The sequence below is a fragment of the Enterobacter sp. R-1.6.2 genome (assembly GCF_035064085.1).
Classification (GTDB): domain Bacteria; phylum Pseudomonadota; class Gammaproteobacteria; order Enterobacterales; family Enterobacteriaceae; genus Enterobacter; species Enterobacter asburiae_B.
This window is the reverse complement of sequence record NZ_JASEYI010000012.1, coordinates 70,910-90,316: the sequence shown is the minus strand read 5'-3', so window position 1 is coordinate 90,316 and position 19,407 is coordinate 70,910. Positions and strand designations below refer to the sequence as shown.

Annotated in this window: 15 protein-coding genes; 9 read left to right on the top strand and 6 right to left on the bottom strand. The window is 55.0% G+C overall.

The window, feature by feature from the left end; translation table 11 throughout:
- Window positions 1-495: 495 nt before the first annotated feature.
- From QMN93_RS14460 to aldB, 6 genes are all read left to right on the top strand, one after another.
- A complete protein-coding gene (locus QMN93_RS14460) occupies window positions 496-852 on the top strand; it encodes a DUF3302 domain-containing protein (RefSeq protein ID WP_023334046.1) in 357 nt (118 codons plus the stop codon).
- A 2-nt stretch (window positions 853-854) separates the two neighbouring features.
- On the top strand, window positions 855-1,991 hold the full coding sequence (locus QMN93_RS14455) for an HlyD family secretion protein (protein WP_033147023.1): 1,137 nt from the start codon (window positions 855-857) through the stop codon (window positions 1,989-1,991).
- 90 nt (window positions 1,992-2,081) lie between these two features.
- Window positions 2,082-2,690 carry a glutathione S-transferase gene (locus QMN93_RS14450; RefSeq protein ID WP_047059729.1) on the top strand — a complete coding sequence of 203 codons (609 nt, stop codon included), beginning with the start codon at window positions 2,082-2,084 and terminating at the stop codon, window positions 2,688-2,690.
- Between the two features lie 103 nt (window positions 2,691-2,793).
- Window positions 2,794-4,179, top strand: coding sequence for an L-seryl-tRNA(Sec) selenium transferase (selA, locus tag QMN93_RS14445; RefSeq protein WP_064673799.1), 1,386 nt, complete (start codon window positions 2,794-2,796; stop codon window positions 4,177-4,179).
- Window positions 4,176-6,023 carry a selenocysteine-specific translation elongation factor gene (gene selB / locus QMN93_RS14440; RefSeq protein ID WP_167819033.1) on the top strand — a complete coding sequence of 616 codons (1,848 nt, stop codon included), beginning with the start codon at window positions 4,176-4,178 and terminating at the stop codon, window positions 6,021-6,023. The genes selA and selB overlap by 4 nt, the downstream gene beginning before the upstream one ends.
- Window positions 6,024-6,108: 85 nt before the next feature.
- Window positions 6,109-7,647: an aldehyde dehydrogenase AldB gene (aldB, locus tag QMN93_RS14435; RefSeq protein WP_023309928.1), complete on the top strand. Its 1,539-nt coding sequence runs from the start codon at window positions 6,109-6,111 to the stop codon at window positions 7,645-7,647.
- Here aldB and QMN93_RS14430 read toward each other — a convergent pair.
- Window positions 7,644-8,609, bottom strand: a complete 966-nt coding sequence (locus tag QMN93_RS14430; protein WP_064673797.1) for a LysR family transcriptional regulator — start codon at window positions 8,607-8,609, stop codon at window positions 7,644-7,646. The two genes, aldB and QMN93_RS14430, sit on opposite strands and share 4 nt — an antisense overlap.
- A 117-nt stretch (window positions 8,610-8,726) precedes the next feature.
- On the opposite strand from QMN93_RS14430, the gene QMN93_RS14425 reads away from it, so the two are divergent.
- Both QMN93_RS14425 and QMN93_RS14420 read left to right on the top strand, forming a co-directional pair.
- Complete coding sequence (locus QMN93_RS14425; protein ID WP_033147018.1) at window positions 8,727-9,467, top strand: MipA/OmpV family protein; 741 nt, start codon at window positions 8,727-8,729, stop codon at window positions 9,465-9,467.
- Between the two features lie 383 nt (window positions 9,468-9,850).
- Window positions 9,851-10,306, top strand: a complete 456-nt coding sequence (locus tag QMN93_RS14420; protein ID WP_033147016.1) for a 4Fe-4S dicluster domain-containing protein — start codon at window positions 9,851-9,853, stop codon at window positions 10,304-10,306.
- Here QMN93_RS14420 and QMN93_RS14415 read toward each other — a convergent pair.
- The 4 genes from QMN93_RS14415 to QMN93_RS14400 all read right to left on the bottom strand — a co-directional run bounded on the left by QMN93_RS14415 (window position 10,290) and on the right by QMN93_RS14400 (window position 17,018).
- On the bottom strand, window positions 10,290-12,008 hold the full coding sequence (locus tag QMN93_RS14415; RefSeq protein WP_182382819.1) for a ShlB/FhaC/HecB family hemolysin secretion/activation protein: 1,719 nt from the start codon (window positions 12,006-12,008) through the stop codon (window positions 10,290-10,292). The genes QMN93_RS14420 and QMN93_RS14415 overlap by 17 nt on opposite strands.
- 119 nt (window positions 12,009-12,127) lie before the next feature.
- A complete protein-coding gene (locus QMN93_RS14410) occupies window positions 12,128-12,925 on the bottom strand; it encodes a collagen-like triple helix repeat-containing protein (RefSeq protein ID WP_264884771.1) in 798 nt (265 codons plus the stop codon).
- Between the two features lie 615 nt (window positions 12,926-13,540).
- Complete coding sequence (gene avtA / locus QMN93_RS14405) at window positions 13,541-14,797, bottom strand: valine--pyruvate transaminase (protein WP_033147014.1); 1,257 nt, start codon at window positions 14,795-14,797, stop codon at window positions 13,541-13,543.
- A 190-nt stretch (window positions 14,798-14,987) separates the two neighbouring features.
- Window positions 14,988-17,018, bottom strand: coding sequence for an alpha-amylase (locus tag QMN93_RS14400; RefSeq protein WP_182382818.1), 2,031 nt, complete (start codon window positions 17,016-17,018; stop codon window positions 14,988-14,990).
- 314 nt (window positions 17,019-17,332) lie between these two features.
- Between QMN93_RS14400 and QMN93_RS14395 the strand changes: the two genes are divergently transcribed.
- The gene (locus tag QMN93_RS14395) at window positions 17,333-18,157 is read left to right on the top strand and encodes a protein bax (protein WP_032661838.1); all 825 of its coding nucleotides are present in this window, start codon (window positions 17,333-17,335) and stop codon (window positions 18,155-18,157) included.
- Window positions 18,158-18,195: 38 nt separating this feature from the next.
- On the opposite strand, the gene xylR is transcribed toward QMN93_RS14395, so the two are convergent.
- On the bottom strand, window positions 18,196-19,374 hold the full coding sequence (gene xylR / locus QMN93_RS14390) for a D-xylose utilization transcriptional activator XylR (RefSeq protein ID WP_048975573.1): 1,179 nt from the start codon (window positions 19,372-19,374) through the stop codon (window positions 18,196-18,198).
- Between the last annotated feature and the right edge of the window lie 33 nt (window positions 19,375-19,407).

Sequence of the window (19,407 nt, the reverse complement as noted above, 5' to 3'; positions counted from 1 at the left end):
GGGGGTGTGGATGTCAATGAGGTGATCTTAGTCACAAAAAAGATGGGCAAAAAAAATACGACGGCGAGAAATGCGGCAAAAACCACCCTTTTATGTGATGGTTGTCACGATTTGGTTTTGTGGGTTTGTTTCTGGATTGTGACTGATTTCACAAAATATTTTTATGCAGATTTCTCCGGCTGCGATCGGCGGCAAACTCTGCTTAGCGATTCGGCGTCAGGATGGCATAGCGCGACACGTTAAGCTAAAAAACCACTTTTGAAGTGTGGTATGGCGAAAAGTTAAAACGTGGATTACGCTCATATTGTAAGGTTAAGTATATTATTATTCAGGATATATTTTGACACGCTTATAAACTTGCACGGAGATATTATAAAAAACGATACTCCCCGGCTCTGAAATAACCAGTATACCTTCTGTATTTCAAAATAAATTAATTAGGTTGCGTACTGTTTTATTAATTAAATGAGTTGACGTTGTTTAAGTGAGGAGAATATGTTTCTCAACTATTTTGCGCTGGGCGTATTGATTTTTGTATTTCTGGTTCTTTTTTATGGAATCATCGCCATCCATGACATTCCTTATAATATGGCCAAAAAGCGAAACCATCCGCATGCCGATGCGATTCACACGGCAGGCTGGATTAGCCTGTTTACGCTCCATGCCATCTGGCCGTTCCTGTGGATATGGGCCACGCTGTACCGTGAAGATCGCGGCTGGGGGATGCAAAACCACATCACCAAGCCTGATGAGGTTCCGGGCATGGATGCGCTGGCCAAACGCGTGGCCGAATTAGAACAAAAGCTGGCCGCGGTACAGCCCGCCGCTGATAAGAACACGCTGGAGCGCTAATCATGGATCTGTTAATTATTTTGACCTATGTGGCATTTGCCTGGGTGATTTTTAAAATATTCCGTATTCCGGTAAACCAGTGGACGCTTGCCACCGCGACATTAGGCGGGGTGTTTATTGTTGCCGGACTTATTCTATTAATGAACTATAACCATCCGTACACCTTTACGGCGCAAAAGGCGGTTATTTCTATTCCAATTACGCCGCAGGTTACCGGGGTGGTCAGTGAAGTGACCGATAAAAATAACCAGCTAATTAAAAAAGGCGAAGTGTTATTTAAACTGGATCCGGGCCGCTACCAGGCGCGCGTCGACAGACTCCAGGCCGACCTGGTGACCGCAACGCACAATATCGACAATCTGAAAGCGCAGCTTTCGGAAGCGGTCGCCAATACCACCCGCGTGTCGGCTGAACGCGATCGTCTGTTTAAAGATTATCAGCGCTACCTGAAAGGCAGCCAGGCAAAGGTGAATCCGTTTTCTGAAAGCGATATCGACAACGCGCGGCAAAATTATCTCGCACAGGATGCGATGGTGAAAGGCTCCGTTGCCGAACAGACGCAGATTCAAAGCCAGCTGGACAGCATGGTGAACGGCGAGCAGTCGCAGATTGCCTCCTTACGCGCGCAGCTTGCTGAAGCCAAATACAACCTGGATCAGACCGTGGTCCGTGCGCCAAGCGATGGCTACATCACCCAGGTGCTGATCCGTCCGGGGACGTACGCCGCCGCGCTGCCGCTGCGTCCGGTGATGGTCTTTATTCCTGAACAGAAGCGTCAGATCGTGGCCCAGTTCCGTCAGAACTCGCTGTTGCGTCTGAAGCCGGGCGATGAAGCGGAGGTGGTGTTTAACGCGCTGCCGGGCCAGGTGTTTACCGGTAAACTCACCAGTATTCTGCCGGTGGTGCCGGGAGGCTCCTATCAGGCGCAGGGCGCGCTGCAGTCGCTGACGGTGGTGCCGGGAACGGACGGCGTGTTGGGTACGATTGAGCTGGATCCGAATGCGGAAGTCGATGCGCTGCCAGACGGTATCTATGCCCAGGTGGCGGTCTACTCGGACCATTTCGCCCACGTCTCGGTGATGCGTAAAGTATTGCTGCGCATGACGAGCTGGATGCACTACCTCTACCTCGATCACTAATCCTTCCAGGGCAGGAATGCGACACGCGTACCTGCCCTTTTTTCATCGCTTGATCCATACTGACTTTTTTCCGGCATCAAGGATCAGGCAATGAAACTCATCGGTAGCTACACCAGTCCCTTCGTGCGAAAAATCTCGATTCTCCTGCTGGAGAAAGGGATTGAATTTGAATTCATCAATGAACAGCCCTACAACGCTGAAAACGGCGTCGCGCAGTACAACCCGCTGGGGAAAGTCCCGGCGCTGGTGACGGACGAGGGCGAATACTGGTTCGATTCCCCGATTATTGCGGAGTATATCGAGCTGCTGGGCGTTGCCCCGGCAATGCTGCCGGCTGACCCAAAAGCGGCGCTGGCGCTGAAGCAAATTGAAGCTCTGGCCGATGGCATTATGGATGCGGCGTTAACCTCCGTGCGTGAACAGGCCAGGCCCGCCGCCCAGCAGTCGGAAACGGAACTGTTACGCCAGCGGGAAAAAATCAGCCGCAGCCTGGACAGGTGCGAACAGCTTATCCGGGAGGGAAAGATTCAAACCGACAGCCTGAACCTGGCAACTATCGCTATCGCCTGCGCCATCGGCTATCTCAACTTCCGCCGGGTTTCCCCTGGCTGGTGCGTCGACCGTCCGCTGCTGGTGAAACTGGCAGACACGCTTTTTAGCCGCGAGAGCTTTGCCCGTACCGAACCGCCAAAGGCTTGATGCGGGTTATAACACTTCGGCGTCGGAGGCGGTACAATCCCTCCACATGTTAACTCCCTCTCCCGTCGGGAGGGGGGAAGATATTTACTCGCCAGGCGCTTTCATGACTACTCATCATTCGCTGTACAGCCAGATCCCCGCTACCGACCGCCTCCTTCGCGAGCCCCGCATTCATGCTGCCGTTGAGCGCTTCGGCCATACCGCGACGGTGGAGATGTTACGCCTGCTTCAGGACGAAGCCCGATGCGCTATTCAGGCAGAAAACGCCTTGCCCGACTGGTGCGCGGCGTGGGAGCAGGAAGTTGAGCACCGGCTGGATGAGAAAGCGCAAAGCGCATTACGCCCGGTGATTAACCTGACCGGTACCGTGCTGCATACCAACCTGGGCCGCGCGCAGCAGGCGGAAGAGGCGGTGGCTGCGGTTGTGCAGGCCATGCGGGCGCCCGTGACGCTGGAGTACGATCTGGACGGCGCCGGACGCGGGCATCGTGACCGGGCGCTGGCGGACCTGCTGTGCCAGCTGACCGGCGCGGAAGATGCCTGCATTGTGAATAACAACGCCGCAGCGGTGCTGCTGATGCTGGCGGCGACTGCCAGCGGCAAAGAGGTGGTGGTTTCCCGCGGCGAGCTGGTGGAGATTGGCGGGGCGTTTCGTATTCCGGACGTGATGCGCCAGGCGGGCTGCACGCTGCATGAAGTGGGCACTACTAACCGTACCCATGCGAAAGATTATCGCGCGGCGGTGAATGAAAATACCGCCCTGCTGATGAAGGTCCACACCAGCAATTACCATATTGAAGGCTTCACCAAAACGGTTGAAGAGGCAGAGCTGGCGGCGATTGGCCGCGAACTGAATATTCCGGTGATTGCCGATCTCGGCAGCGGCTCGCTGGTGGATCTGAGCCTTTACGGGCTGCCGAGAGAGCCGATGCCGCAAGAGATGATTGCCGCAGGCGTTAGCCTGGTCAGCTTTTCCGGCGACAAGCTGCTGGGCGGGCCGCAGGCCGGGATTATCGTCGGCAAGCGCGAGCTGATTGCGAAGCTGCAGCAGCATCCGCTCAAGCGCGCCCTGCGAGCCGATAAAATGACGCTTGCCGCGCTGGAGGCGACGCTGCGGCTCTATCTCCATCCGGAGAAACTGGCCGACCGCCTGCCCACGCTGCGTCTGTTAACCCGCGATGCCGCCTCGATTCGCGCCCAGGCCGAATTACTGCTGCCGCGCATTGCCCCGCACTACCCCGATTTTGACGTTCGCATTGAACCCTGCCAGTCGCAGATTGGCAGCGGTTCGCTGCCGGTGGACAGGCTGCCGAGTGAAGCGCTCACGTTCACCCCGCGTGACGGGCGCGGCAGCCACCTTGAAGCCCTGTCGGCGCGCTGGCGTGGCCTGCCTGCGCCGGTTATCGGGCGGATTTACGATGGCCGAATGTGGCTGGATCTGCGCTGCCTTGAAGATGAAGAGCGATTTCTGGAGATGTTGTTGAAATGATTATTGCCACCGCCGGTCATGTCGACCACGGAAAAACCACGTTGCTGCAGGCTATTACCGGCATAAACGCCGACCGCCTGCCGGAAGAGAAAAAGCGCGGCATGACCATCGATCTGGGCTATGCCTACTGGCCCCAGCCTGATGGTCGCGTGCTGGGTTTTATTGATGTTCCGGGGCATGAAAAGTTTCTGTCCAACATGCTGGCGGGCGTGGGGGGTATCGATCATGCCCTGCTGGTGGTGGCCTGCGATGATGGCGTTATGGCGCAAACCCGTGAGCACCTGGCGATCCTGCAGCTGACCGGTAACCCGCAGCTGACCGTGGCGCTGACCAAAGCCGATCGCGTGGATGACGCACGCGTCAGTGAGGTGCGCGAAGCGGTACAGGCGACCTTGCAGGAGTATGGTTTTGCCGATGCCCCGCTTTTTGTCACCGTGGCGACAGAAGGGCGCGGTATCGATGAACTTCGCCACCACTTACAGCAGCTTTCGTCGCGTGACCACGCCAGCCATCACCGCTTCCGTCTGGCAATTGACCGGGCGTTTACCGTCAAAGGCGCGGGGCTGGTGGTGACCGGTACGGCGCTGAGCGGTGAAGTGAACGTAGGTGATACGCTCTGGCTGACGGGCGTTAACAAGGCGATGCGCGTGCGCGGCCTGCATGCGCAAAACCAGCCCGCGGAGCGTGCTCATGCCGGGCAGCGGATCGCGCTGAACATTGCCGGGGATGCGGAAAAAGAGCAGCTTAACCGCGGCGACTGGCTGCTGGCCGATGCCCCACCTGAGCCGTCTGAACGCGTCATTGTTTCCCTGCAGACAAACGTGCCCCTGACCCAATGGCAGCCGCTGCATATTCACCACGCGGCCAGCCATATCACCGGGCGCGTGTCGCTGCTGGAAAACGATCTTGCCGAACTGGTATTCGATTCACCGCTCTGGCTTGCAGACAACGATCGTCTGGTTCTGCGTGATATTTCCGCGCGGGAAACGCTGGCCGGGGCACGGGTGGTCGCGCTGAATCCACCGCGACGCGGCAAGCGTAAGCCCGAATATCTGCAGTGGCTGGCAGCGCTGGCGCAGGCCAGCGATGATAACGCCGCGCTGCGGGTGCATCTTGAGCGCGGTGCGGTGAGCCTGCGTGATTTTGCATGGGCACGCCAGCTGAGCGAGGAAGGATTACGCCTGCTGGCCCAGCAGCCGGGCTTTATTCAGGCTGGAAACAGTCTGCTAAACGCCCCGGTTGCTGCGAACTGGCAGCGTAAGATACTGAACACGCTCGCAACATACCATGAACAGCATCAGGATGAGCCTGGCCCGGGCCGTGAGCGTCTGCGGCGCATGGCGCTGCCGATGGAAGACGATGCGCTGGTGCTGCTGCTGATTGAAAACATGCGCGAAAGCGGGGCGATCAAAAGCCACCACGGCTGGCTCCATCTGCCGGATCACAAGGCCGGGTTCACCGCAGAGCAAGAAGCGGTATGGCAAAAAGTGGCCTCGCTGTTTGGCGATGAGCCGTGGTGGGTTCGCGATCTGGCCCGCGAAACGAATACCGACGAGCAGGTGATGCGTCAGGTATTGCGCCATGCGGCGCAGCAGGGGCTGATAGTCGCGATCGTGAAAGATCGTTATTACCGTAACGATCGTATTGTGGCCTTTGCGAACCTGATCCGCGAGCTGGATCTGGAGCGGGGCTCTACCTGCGCAGCCGATTTCCGCGACCGGCTGAACGTGGGCCGCAAGCTGGCGATTCAGATCCTGGAGTATTTCAACCGCATCGGCTTCACCCGCCGTCGCGGTAACGATCATTTATTGCGCGATTCGTTATTATTTCCTGAAACTCCGTGACCCCCGTCGTAAAGCCGTTACCGGTTGGCGAGAAAATCGCCAGCCGGAACTACCCTTGATGTACACCAACAGCAAGGAGACGGTCATGACAAACAATCCTCCCTCATCGCGTATCCAGCCCGGCGAGTATGGTTTTCCCCTCAAGCTGAAGCCTCGTTATGACAACTTTATTGGCGGCGACTGGGTAGCTCCCGTCGACGGCGAATACTATTCCAACCTGACCCCCGTAACCGGCCAGCCGCTGTGCGAAATAGCCAGCTCCGGCAAGCGCGATATCGATCTGGCGCTGGATGCGGCGCACAAAGCGAAAGATAAATGGGGCCACACCTCCGTTCAGGACCGCGCGGCTATTTTGTTCAAAATCGCCGACCGGATGGAGCAGAATCTGGAGCTGCTGGCGACGGCGGAAACCTGGGATAACGGCAAGCCTATCCGGGAAACGATGGCGGCAGACGTGCCGCTTGCCATCGACCACTTCCGCTATTTTGCCTCCTGCATTCGCGCTCAGGAGGGCGGAATAAGCGAGGTTGACAGCGACACCGTGGCGTATCACTTCCACGAGCCGCTGGGCGTCGTCGGGCAAATCATTCCATGGAACTTCCCGCTGCTGATGGCGAGCTGGAAAATGGCGCCCGCGCTGGCGGCCGGGAACTGCATTGTGCTTAAACCGGCGCGTCTGACCCCGCTCTCGGTGCTGCTGCTGATGGAAATCGTTGGCGATCTTCTGCCGCCTGGCGTGATTAACGTGGTCAACGGTGCGGGCGGTGAGATAGGGGAATATCTGGCTACCTCGAAACGGATCGCTAAAGTGGCGTTTACCGGGTCGACGGAAGTGGGCCAGCAGATTATGCAGTACGCCACGCAGAACATCATTCCCGTGACCCTGGAGCTGGGCGGGAAATCCCCGAACATCTTCTTCGCGGACGTGATGGAGGAAGAGGATGCTTTCTTCGATAAAGCCCTGGAAGGGTTTGCGCTGTTTGCGTTTAACCAGGGCGAAGTCTGCACCTGCCCAAGCCGCGCGCTGGTGCAGGAGTCCATCTATGAGCGCTTTATGGAGCGGGCCATTCGCCGCGTCGAGTCTATCCGCAGCGGTAACCCGCTCGATAACGTCACGCAGATGGGGGCGCAGGTCTCGCACGGACAGCTGGAAACCATCCTCAACTACATCGATATCGGCAAGAAAGAGGGGGCGGATATTCTGACCGGCGGTCGCCGTAAGGTGCTCGGCGGGGATCTGCAGGAAGGGTATTATCTGGAGCCAACGATCCTGTTCGGTCAGAACAACATGCGCGTCTTCCAGGAGGAAATTTTCGGACCGGTGCTGGCTGTAACCACCTTCAAAACGATGGAGGAGGCGCTGGAGATTGCCAACGACACGCCGTATGGCCTGGGAGCCGGCGTCTGGAGCCGCAACGGTAATCTGGCCTATAAAATGGGCAGAGGCATTCAGGCCGGGCGCGTCTGGACCAACTGCTACCACGCCTATCCTGCGCACGCGGCATTTGGCGGTTATAAGCAATCGGGCATCGGGCGTGAAACCCACAAGATGATGCTGGAACATTATCAGCAGACGAAATGTTTGCTGGTCAGCTACTCCGATAAACCGCTGGGGCTGTTCTAATCGCCCAGCTCAGGCCGTCCATGGGCGGCCTGAGCAATTTGCTGGCGCAGGCAGTTCAGAACGCCATCCAGAACGTATTGCACGCGCCAGGGCTGGTATTCGCGTTTGCGGAAAATGGCCGTCAGATCGAGCCACCACTCTTCCTGATGCGGGAAGCAGGGAACCAGCATCCCTTGCGTTAATTCTTTTTTCAGACTCTCTTTTGGCGCAAAAACAATCCCAAGATTATTTCTTGCCAGCTCCAGGGCCGTCTGCGTATTGTCGCAAATATAATTACCGGTCACCCGGTAGTCATGCACGCTATCACTGCCGTGCACGCGGAAACGCCAGATGTTTGCATCATCGATCAGCATGGAATCAATGAGAATACAGGAGTGATTAATTAAACCTTCAGGTCCCGTTAAGGGGTGTTTATTTAAATATTCCAGGGTAGCGAATGCCGTAACAGAATATTTTGTTAACACGCTGGCAACCAGACTTTCGTCTTTCGGCGGCGCATAGGTAATTAAAATATCGCAGTCATCCGGAAAAGAAACGCCTTCTGAAAATTCATTCCGATCCAGGTTATAGGTTTTCAGGGAGATGCGGATGTCACCGATATCTTCTATCTGATGGATCACGTGGCGCGCGAGATAGGTTACGATACCTGTAGGGGCATAGATCGTGACCTTTCCGCGCTTTTCATGCTTGTAATCAGCAATAAAATTAACGAGTTGACTGTTCTTATCCAGCGTGGCATCAATGTACGGGAGTAACGCTTCCCCAAACTGGGTCAGGGCCAGCTGGCGCGTGGTGCGCTCAAAAACCTTGAGTCCAACCCGCGTTTCAAAATCAGACAGATATTTACTGACGTTGGCCTGCGCCATGCCCAGCAGGGCGGCGGCATCACCAATGCTGTGGGTGGCTGCGATGACGGATATAATTTTTAACTCGCGCGGCTTTAGCTGTAATTTATTCATCATGCACACCCATCTATATGATTTTGTATATAATATTATATAAACCGCAGCGTTGCATTGGCAAATTTGTAACCATTATTATGCGCCTCGCTTGTTTGGCATTTTAATGGATTACATGTAATGACTATTAAATACAATTTACTCATCGCTGCCACGTTATTTGCAACATCCTCAGCAATGGCCGGTGACTTTTCACTAGGAGCGGGGGCTGTATTTAATGAGTCTCCTTACAAAGGCTATAACGAAAATACTACCGCAGTACCGTTAATTAGCTACGAAGGCGATAGCTTTTATGTTCGCCAGACCACGGGCGGATGGATCCTGTGGAAAGACGCAAAAAATGAACTCAGCCTGACCGCATCGTGGATGCCGCTGCATTTCGATCCTGATGACAACGACGACCATCAGATGAAAAAGCTTGATGAGCGTAAAGCTTCTGCCTTCCTCGGCGGCGCGTACTACCGCCACGAAAGCTGGGGTTCGCTGAAAGTGGCGGTCTCGGGCGATGCCACGGATGAAAGCGGCGGTATGATCGGCGAGGTTTCATACTTCCGTCCAATCAGGATGGAACGCCTGACCCTGACGCCCTCTGTCGGTATTTTCTATAGCGACGAAAGCTATAACGACTACTACTACGGCGTATCCGGAAGCGAGTCTCGCCGCTCAGGTCTGGATGAATACACCGCCGGTGACAGCTGGACGCCATACGTTGGCCTGGCGGCCAAATATCAGTTAACCCAGAAGCTGTATCTTAACGCCAGCGCGGTCTACACCGTATTGCCTGACGACGTGAAGAACAGCCCGATGATCGACCGCGACGACAGCTTCGCGCTGATGACCGGCCTGACCTGGCGTTTCTGATGCGCTAAAGCCGGGTGGCGGCTTCGCCTTACCCGGCCTACATGGACTGCCATCGCAGTTTTACGTAGGCCCGTGCAAGCAAAGCGCCGCCGGGCATATTTGAGAGTACCGATCTCCCGTTTTCCCTTCCCGTCATGGCTTCCTCATTAATATTCCTGATACGCTAATGCGATCTGCGCCATCAATAAAGGTGTGCATCATGTGTATCATGCTTAAAGAAAATCAAACCGGGCACTCTCGCCCGTATTTGGCGACAGGCGTTAATTAAGCACGGATATCAGGAGTCGTTATGTTTTATCCGGCTTACATTCATTCTGACTTCGACGGTAGCGCCAGCGGCTATCTTAAAAGAACCGGATTTTAACGTGCGCGAGGCGTAACACATGAACCGATTTATCATGGCGGATGCGGAAAAATGCATTGGGTGCCGCACCTGCGAAGTGGCCTGCGCGGTGTCGCATCAGGACGGCGTCTCCGCTAATGCCTTTTCGCCCCGCCTTCGGGTGGTTAAGGGAAGTTCATACACTACGGCAGTGGGTTGCCATCAGTGCGAGGACGCGCCTTGTGCTAACGTCTGTCCAACCCATGCCATCAGCCGTACGGCGGGAGCCTGGCTCGTTGAGCAGACGCGCTGCATTGGGTGCAAAAGCTGTGTGGTGGCATGTCCGTTTGGGGCGATGCAGGTGCGCCTGGAGGGAAATAAGGCGCAGGCGCTGAAATGTGATTTATGCCTGCATCGCGAAGGCGGACCGGCCTGCGTGGAGGCCTGTCCAACCCACGCGTTGCGCTGCGTTGACCCTGCCAGGATTCGGGCTGAAAAGCTTACTGCATTTTATTGAAATTCCACGTAAACGTCAGACTGTAGCGCCAGTCCCTGTTGCGACTGTCTGTCGGAACATCCCCGACGGGTCGTGCCGCCTCCACCGTGACGCTATAGTGGCGCGTATCGCCTATCATCACCCCGGCAGCCACTGACCCGAGCCGTTGATGAGGCAAACCGGACGTGTTAAACCAGGTTTGCGCGGTATCGGCCAGGATATAGGGTTGGATGGTGGCAAGCCAGGTGCTCTCTTTTCGCATCTTGATATAGCGCAGTTCTACCTGCCCGCCGTAGCCGTAATCACCGCTTGCTTCACTGTCCTGATATCCACGGCCAAAGCGCTGGGCACCGAAGCTAACGCGTTCGGGCTCTGGCAACGTGTTATTTGACCAGTCTCCCTCCCAGGATGTTGATAGCCGCCATTTATCGGCAAACAGCCAGGCTGCGTCTAAAAAGCTTTTTGTGAGCGTAAAATTAATATCGGGTTTAGGCGCTGAGACGATATCGGCACCCATCGCATCAATACCCTGTCGTACGTTGAGTCTGCCGCTGATGCTGGCGGTTGTGAATTGATGTGCACCATTGATACCCACTTCCAGCGCCGGATAACGCGCGTGTTGGTTGACGGAGTCCAGACTGTAGGTTTTGCCCTGCAGTCTGGCCTGCAGGGCATAGTCATCCTGGCGGTCGGTATAATCAAAACCGCTGGTCAGATTAATTTGTGATTTTTGCGTCAGCAGCAATGGATAGCCAAACGTCACGCCGCCGTTGTATTGCGTGGTTTTTTGCTTCGAATCGACCTGAATATTATTGGGCAAAGTGAGCAGGGGGGAAAAATCCCGCGGATTTTCACGGTAATAGCTGCCTTTGATCTGCATCGTCAGCCCTTCATCGTTTAAAAACTGCTGCCAGTTCAGACCCACATAGTTTTTTCGCGTGTTGCTATCTAACGGTATAAGCGTAGCCACGCCAAGCTGATCGCCATAGCTTGTCAGGTTGCTGAGCGTCCCGTTCAGCATCATTAAATCTTGCCCTTTACGGGTGTCGATCGTGGAGGCGATATTCCAGCTCCGCTCCTCATTACCGGTTATCTGCATCGCCGCCGCGCCATAGATATTGGTTGGCAGCTGCGCGTTGGCCGTGACCGGAACGTTCGGGGTGCGGGTCATCAGCTGGCTATATCGATCGAACGTATCCTGAGACAGCGGTTTTTCCGCCATGATTTTTTCTGACAAGCGTTTAAGGCGCGCGGCGATATTGGGGTTGTTACTGGTTATGTCGCTGTGCGCCACGTACCCTTCGACCAGGACAATTTTAATATTTCCCTGCTGGAAATTATTATCGGGCAGCCAGGCATAGGAGAGCGGAAAACCGTCGGCCTTGTAGCGCGCCGTAATATCATTTACCAGCCCCGTAAGCGTTTTTAGCGGCACGGTTTTTCCGGCGTAAGGCCTGAAGGGTTTAAGTAATTCCTGCAAGGGATAACGCGTGCCGCCAATAAACTGAATGTGATGAATGGTAATGGGCGTTTCAGGCGTCAGCGTTGACTGCGGTTTTTCTATTTTGACTTTCGGCTGTGGGACGGTCTCAGTCTGTTCTGGGGCAACGTTACGAGAAACTTGCGCCGGGTTATCAGGGTTAATAATAGAGGGCAGTGTATCGGCGCGGGCCATGCTCAACACAACCAGCCCCGTCAGCGAAAAAAGGAAATGGTTTTTCATCGCGCTATCCCTGTTCATCATTCCCGGTTAGGGGGAGTGTCGCTGTACGAAGCGCCCCTGAAGCAGGGGCGCAGAAAGGCAATAACCGTTTTACTGTTTTGGCGTCAGTAGACCGGTGGTTAACGTGTTGTTGTGCTGGCGGTAACGCCCGACGTCAGGGTATTGAGGGTTGTATTGACCGTCACACCCAGGCTGTTGTTCGTGGCCGCCACATTTGCATTAGCTGTGAGAGCGCCTGATCCTCCTCCGGTCGTCGAGGTGGCGGGTTTCACTAGCGTACCGGTATCCGTCACCGTCTGGCCGACGTTTTGAACGACCTGACCTACGCCGCTAAGCCAGCTATTACTGCTGCTAACGTTGGTACCTACGCCGCTCACGGTGTTTCCTACCTGCGTCAGCAGGCCGTTGACCGGAGTACCCAGACCTGTTGTGGTGCCCACGCTTTGCGTCACGCCTTGTACTCCGCCCAGCGTCTTGTTCACCACAGTCGTCGTATCGGTTGTTACCTGAGCTACCGCAGGGCTACTGACCGTGTTGGTTAAACCTGTGCCGGTGTTACTGACTAACTGCCCGGTACTGTTTACCACGCTGCCCGTCAGGCCTGTTACGCCGCTAACCGGTGTTCCCGATGTCGAACTTGCCAGGCCCGTGCCTACCGTAGAGACGGTATTGCCCAATGAGGTGACCGACGTGGTCACGCCCTGAACCGTCGTACCAACACCGTTCGCGTTGCCCGGATCGCCAATGCCGGAGGTGACGCCTGTTCCCACGGTAGAGACGGCGCTGCCAACACCGCTGACGGTGGTTGAAACGGTTGATGTGACAGGATTATTTGTCGGGATCTGGCTTCCCAGGCTGTCCACCGTAGAGCCGACGCTGGTCATCGTTTTACCGGCATCACCCAGCACAGTATTCACGCCTGCAGTGGTTGTGCCGCCACTGCCCGTTCCGGTTCCTCCGCTGCCGTTACCTCCGGTTCCCGTTCCTGAGCCCGAGCCTGTCCCTGAACCTGAGCCAGATCCGTTACTGCCTGAACCACCATTGTTAGCCGTTGTGCCACTTCCATCACCCGAGCCGGTATTACTTCCGGTTGCAGGGTTATTTTTGGCTGTTGAGTGAGATCCGCCACCGCTTCCACTGCAGGCAGAAAGAGAGAACGCGAGCAGTACCGCAGCAGCAATTACGCTGATGCGACTAGCATTATTAGGTAGCATAAAAATACTCCACGCAATAGAACGCCGAGCGGCGTATTAGTGAGTATATGCAGTATTTTAAAAATGCACACAGACTCGCTTCGAGGATATTTTTTTACCAGCGTTGTTTGTTTTAAATCTTATATAACAATGAGTTGATTAAGTTATTATTTAATGTCTACTTAATTATTTTTGAATTACTATAGTGCCATTAAAACAACAGGAATTATCCTAAATAATCCCTTTAAATAATAGGGCAATAAAGCTGAAGGATATATCCTTTATAAAATATATAGATCACGATAAAAATAAGGCTCTTCATCCGAAGAACCTTAATATTTAACAATTGCCTTCGCGCCAGGCTTTTTCAATTTCTTCGGCGAGAATTTTAACACCCGCTTCGATTTTTTCCGGATCGGGTACGTAGTTCATGCGCATGCACTGGTGCGTATGCGGCCACGGCTTATCCAGTCCCGGGAAGAAATAATCGCCCGGTACCATCAGAACGCCGCGCTTTTTCAGGCGCTGGTAGAGCAGTTCGGTGGTGACAGGCAAATCCTTAAACCACAGCCACAGGAAAATTGCTCCTTCAGGTTTGTGGATCAGGCAGCGTTCTTCCGGCAAATAGCGGCGAAGTATCGCAATCGTCTCCTGAACGCGCTGGTAATAGAATGGCTTGATCACATCATTCGACAGACGCAGCAGGTCGTTGCGCTTAATCATTTCACACATCATCGCCGGGCCAATGCCGCCCGGTGAAAGGCTGATAATGCCGTTCATATTGGTAATGGCGGTGATGATTTTCTCGTTGGCGATGATGATGCCGCAGCGGCTGCCCGGCAGACCCAGCTTAGAGAGGCTCATGCACAGGACAATGTTCGGGTTCCACAGCGGACGTGCTTCGCTGAAGATAATGCCCGGGAACGGCACGCCGTAGGCGTTATCGATCACCAGCGGAATGCCGTGCTGATTCGCCAGCGCATCCAGCTTCATCAGTTCGTCGTCGGTGATCACGTTGCCCGTTGGGTTAGTCGGGCGCGATACGCAGATCATGCCCGTCTCTTCACCAATATGCAGGTGTTCAAAATCGACGTGATATTTGAACTGGCCTTCCGGCAGCAGCTCGATGTTCGGGCGCGCGGAGACGAACAGATCCTCTTCCAGGCCGGAATCAGCGTAGCCGATATACTCCGGTGCTAGCGGGAACAGCACTTTTTTGGTGGTGCCGTCGGCGCGACGCCCTGCGAACAGGTTAAACAAGTAGAAAAACGCGCTCTGACTGCCGTTTGTCAGTGCAATATTCTGTGGTTCGATATCCCAACCCAGCTCGTCACGCAGCATTTCGGCGAGGAGTGCCAGCAGTTCGGTTTTACCCTGCGGGCCGTCGTAATTGCAAAGCGCATCGGTTGCTTTGCCGCTTTCCAGCATCTGAGCGAGCAGCGTCTGGAAATAGGTATTCATCTCCGGGATTTGAGCCGGGTTTCCGCCGCCGAGCATGATTGCGCCCGGTGTGCGCAGCCCGTCGTTGAGATCCTCCATCAGGCGAGTAATGCCTGAATGGCGGGTAAATTTGTCGCCGAAAAGTGAAAACGTCATAGCAGGTGATCTGTCGAGCTTATTTTGAAAGTGGGTAACCATAACGCTAGCACCGTGCTGGTGCAAATCGGGTGATGTGGTCGGATTTGTTGTTTTATAGGGCGGAAGTGTATTTGTGTAGTGAATAGTTCTGGTGGGTTTCCCCTCACCCTAACCCTCTCCCACAGGGAGAGGGAACTGGAGTGTGTCGTTATTGATTACCTGCCCATACCACCATCACCTTATCGCCCTTGTGCTCGCGCACGAAGCCATACCCCTCGTTCAGCGACAGCGTGGTTTGTTTGCCTTCACCAATCGCCGGATGGCGGGCGCGGAACTGACCCAGCGTTTGCCAGTGGGCGACGGTTAGGGCCTGCTTGCCCGTGACGTCCTGCCAGTTCATATCTGACCGGGTGCCCTGTAATGGATCAGAACCCGTCGGACCGAACGGACGCTCGGATTCATCACCGTAATAGATTTGTACGCTGCCGGGTGCCAGCAGAAGCAGCTCCGCCGCGCGCTGGCCCCCTTCGCGGAACAGACGCGTATCGTGTGATGAGAGATAGCTCAGCACGTTGAAGCTTTGCAGCTTTTCCGCCATCTGCTGCCAGGTGAGATCCATATCGGCCAGACAATCCACCGCTTTTGCCGCCTGCTCCTGATAGTCAAAGTTGATCATCGCATCAAAACCGTGGCGGTAATAATCGCTTTGCATCACCCCGTGGCCCCAGGACTCCCCGGTCATCCAGAACGGTGCGTTGTCGAGCTTTTTGTCCGGGTTCGCCCCTTTCCAGGCGGCCAGCGCCTGGCTTGCCTGGTCTTTCAGCTGTTGCCAGGCCGCAAGCTCAACGTGTTTCGCCGTATCCACCCGGAAACCGTCGATGCCGTAGTCACGTACCCACTGGCTGAGCCAGTGGGTCAGATAATCGCGCGGGGTATATACGGGGATGGCCTTCGCGTGGGTGTCGGGCTTGTGTTGGTAAAAGTTAGGCAATCCGGAAGGCGTCGTGGATTCCGTTTTCAGATCCGGCAGAAATGCCAGCGACATGGTCAAATCGTCGAAGCCGGGGTTGTCGTAATCGCCGATGTCCGTGCGGATCCATTTTTTGCCCCACCATTTCTCCCATGCGGCTTTGTCGCTGAAGTTGATGTAGTCGTTAAAGCTGTGCCAGCTTTGGCCCGCGCCCGGCTTCCAGTCCGTCCAGCGTTCTCCCAGCGTCTTTTTCAGCTCATCACCCTGAAGGTACAGGGCACCAAACTGAAATTCCTGCATGTCTGCCAGCGTGGCATAGCCAACGTGGTTCATGACGATATCAAACAGAACGCGGATCCCGCGCTTGTGCGCTTCGTCGACAAGATGGCGTAAATCATCTTCGGTTCCCATGTTGGCGTCGAGCTTCGTCCAGTCCTGGGTGTAGTAGCCGTGATAGGCGTAATGCGGGAAATCTCCTTTTGTGCCACCGCCTACCCAGCCGTGGATCTGCTCAAGCGGAGAGCTTATCCAGAGCGCGTTCACCCCCAGCTGCTGTAAATAATCGAGCTTGCCGGCAAGTCCTTTGAGATCCCCGCCGTGGAAGGTGCCAATCTCCTGCATACCGTCTTTATGACGACCGTAGCTGTTGTCGTTGCCCGGGTCACCATTCACATAACGGTCGGTCAGCACAAAATAGACGGTGGCGTTTTGCCAGCTAAACGGCGCAGGCTTGTCGGTTTCGGCGCGCTCAAGCAGCAGCAGGCCGTTACCGTGGGCGGCTGGCTGCAGGGTGATTTTTCCATTCTGCACCGTCGCCGTCTGTTTACTGTAGTAGTCGCGCACGACGGAGCCTTCCGGGAAGGTACTGCTGACGTCCAGCGTCAGCGGTTTACCGTCCCACTTCGGACACTGGCGGATGACGTTTGCAACCGGCTGTTCTGCGGCACTCTGAATCGTCAGCAGCAGGGTGGGCGTGCCGGAGCGGGTATCAATCCGCATCTGGTAGTCACCGTCGCGAAAAAGGCGCCACTGCGGCGGCGTGCCATCACAGGGCTTGAGCGACAGCATCTCATTGAGTTTTATCGCGTCCGCAGGCTGCCAGCACGTCTTGTCAAAACTCAGCGTCAGAGGACGCGTACCCTTCGCAAGCTTTGCCTGGCTGGTGAAGACCCCGGTGCCTTCGGCGCTAAATGCGCTAAACCCCGGCGATGACCAGTCGGCATGCGCCAGTGCGGGTAACATCAGAAAGGCTAATGCGGTACGTTTCATTCCTTTTTCCTGTCGCGGCATTTTTGACCAGTGTGCCATCAGGCGAGGGGCAAAAACTCATCCCCTGCCGCTTTCTGCCGGGAGGAAGCGTGAGGATGAGTGATCTCGCGCAAAATTAGGTAGTTATCTGCGATAGCGCACACAGTTTTTGTGGAATGATGTTTTTATGAGCAAGTTTCAGGTGACATAGTTTCGGAATTGGACTATTTCTATACGTGCTCTTGAAGTCTATTTTTGATATGATTTGAGATTCCGCTCTCAAATTTGTGAAAAAAATAAGGTGTTGGGATGATTACATCCGACCAGGAGACCTAATGATATCGACTCCCATTCGACGATATGGGGCTGCGATACTCATGTTACTCACCACGGCATTTTCGGGTGAGGTGCTTGCGAAGACGCACACGGATACAACGAGTAAGAAAGCCCACGTAATAAAGACGACAAGTAGTAAGGTTAGCAGTAAACAAGAGTATTCTCGCAATAGTGCAAAGAGTAGTTCACTTCCTGATTTGCGAAAATACCCTTCCGGAACACCAAGGAAAAAAGCGTTTCTCCGGACGGTAATGCCTTACATCACGAGTCAAAATGCCGCGATTACTGCGGATCGTAACTGGCTGATTTCCAAGCAGTACGATAGCCGCTGGTCGCCGTCAGAGCGCGCGCGTCTGAAAGATATCACGAAGCGCTACAAGCTGAGCTGGAACGGTAACACGCGTCGTGTGCCGTGGAATGCTCTCCTTGAGCGTGTGGATATCATCCCGGGCAGCATGGTTGCGACCATGGCTGCTGCCGAAAGCGGCTGGGGTACTTCTAAGCTTGCGCGTAGCAACAACAACCTTTTCGGCATGAAATGTGTGAAAGGTCGTTGTAATAATGCCCCTGGCAAGGTGAAAGGCTATTCGCAGTTTGAATCTGTGAAAGATTCCGTCAGCGCCTATGTGGTGAATCTGAACACGCATCCGGCCTACTCATCGTTCCGTAAATCACGCGCTCAGCTGCGTAAAGCGGACCAGGAAGTGACGGCCAGTACGATGATCCACAAGCTGAAAGGTTATTCGACAAAGGGACAGAGCTATAACAACTATCTGTTCGCCATGTACCAGGATAACCAGCGTTTAATCGCCGCCCATATGTAATCTAAAAAAACGCCTTCCACTGGAAGGCGTTTTCTTTTCTATATCAGCACCTCGCTGTAGCGATCCCGATACTCCTTCGGCGTGGTCTCATACTCCTTGCGAAACACGGAATAGAAATATTGCAGAGACGGGTAACCGCACATCTGCGAGATTTCGTTGATCGACAGCGACGTGGAAATGAGCAGGCTGCGTGCTTTCTCCAGCTTTTCAGCATGGATGACGGCATGAATGGTTTCGCCCACCTCTTCTTTAAAACGCTTCTCCAGATTCGAACGCGAAATGCCCACCGAATCCAGCACCTGATCGACCTTTATCCCTTTGCAGGCGTGGTTGCGAATGTAGTGCATGGCCTGAATGACGGCCGGGTCGCTTAAGGAGCGATAATCGGTTGAGCGACGTTCCACGACGCGGACAGGAGGCACGAGCAAACGCTGAAGCGGCAGAGATTCTTTATCGAGCAGACGATGCAGCAGCTTCGCCGCCTGATAGCCCATCTGACGCGTGCCCTGAGCAACGGAGGAGAGCGCCACGCGAGACAGATAGCGGGTCAGTTCTTCGTTATCAATGCCTATCACGCACAGCTTTTCGGGCACCGGAATGTGTAAATGTTCGCAGACCTGCAGCACGTGCCGCGCGCGAGCGTCCGTCACGGCGATAATACCGGTTTGGGGCGGCAGCGTTTGCAGCCAGTCCGCCAGGCGGTTTTGCGCGTGCTGCCAGTTTTCCGGCGCGGTCTCCAGCCCCTGATAGACCACGCCACGGTATTTCTCCTGCGCGACCAGCTGGCAAAACGCGTGCTCGCGTTCGACGGCCCAGCGCTTGCCGCTGGTGGCTGGTAACCCATAAAACGCGAAGCGATGGACGCCTTTCTCTTTTAAATGAAGAAAGGCGGCCTCGACCAGGGCATGGTTATCGGTGGCAATGTAGTGGACCGGCGGATAGTGTTCGGGCGAATGGTAGGAGCCGCCGACGCCCACTATCGGGACGTCGACGTCGGTCAGCAGCTGTTCGATGACGGGATCGTCATAATCGGCGATGACGCCATCGCCCAGCCAGTCTTTAATGTTCTCCAGACGGGTGCGAAAATCTTCTTCAATAAAAATATCCCATTCGGATTGCGACGCCTGCAAATATTCACCAACGCCTTCCACCACCTGACGGTCGTAGGCCTTATTGGCATTGAATAACAACGTAATGCGGTGACGCTTTTCAAACATGGCTCACTTCCCAATTAAGTCACAATACGGTTA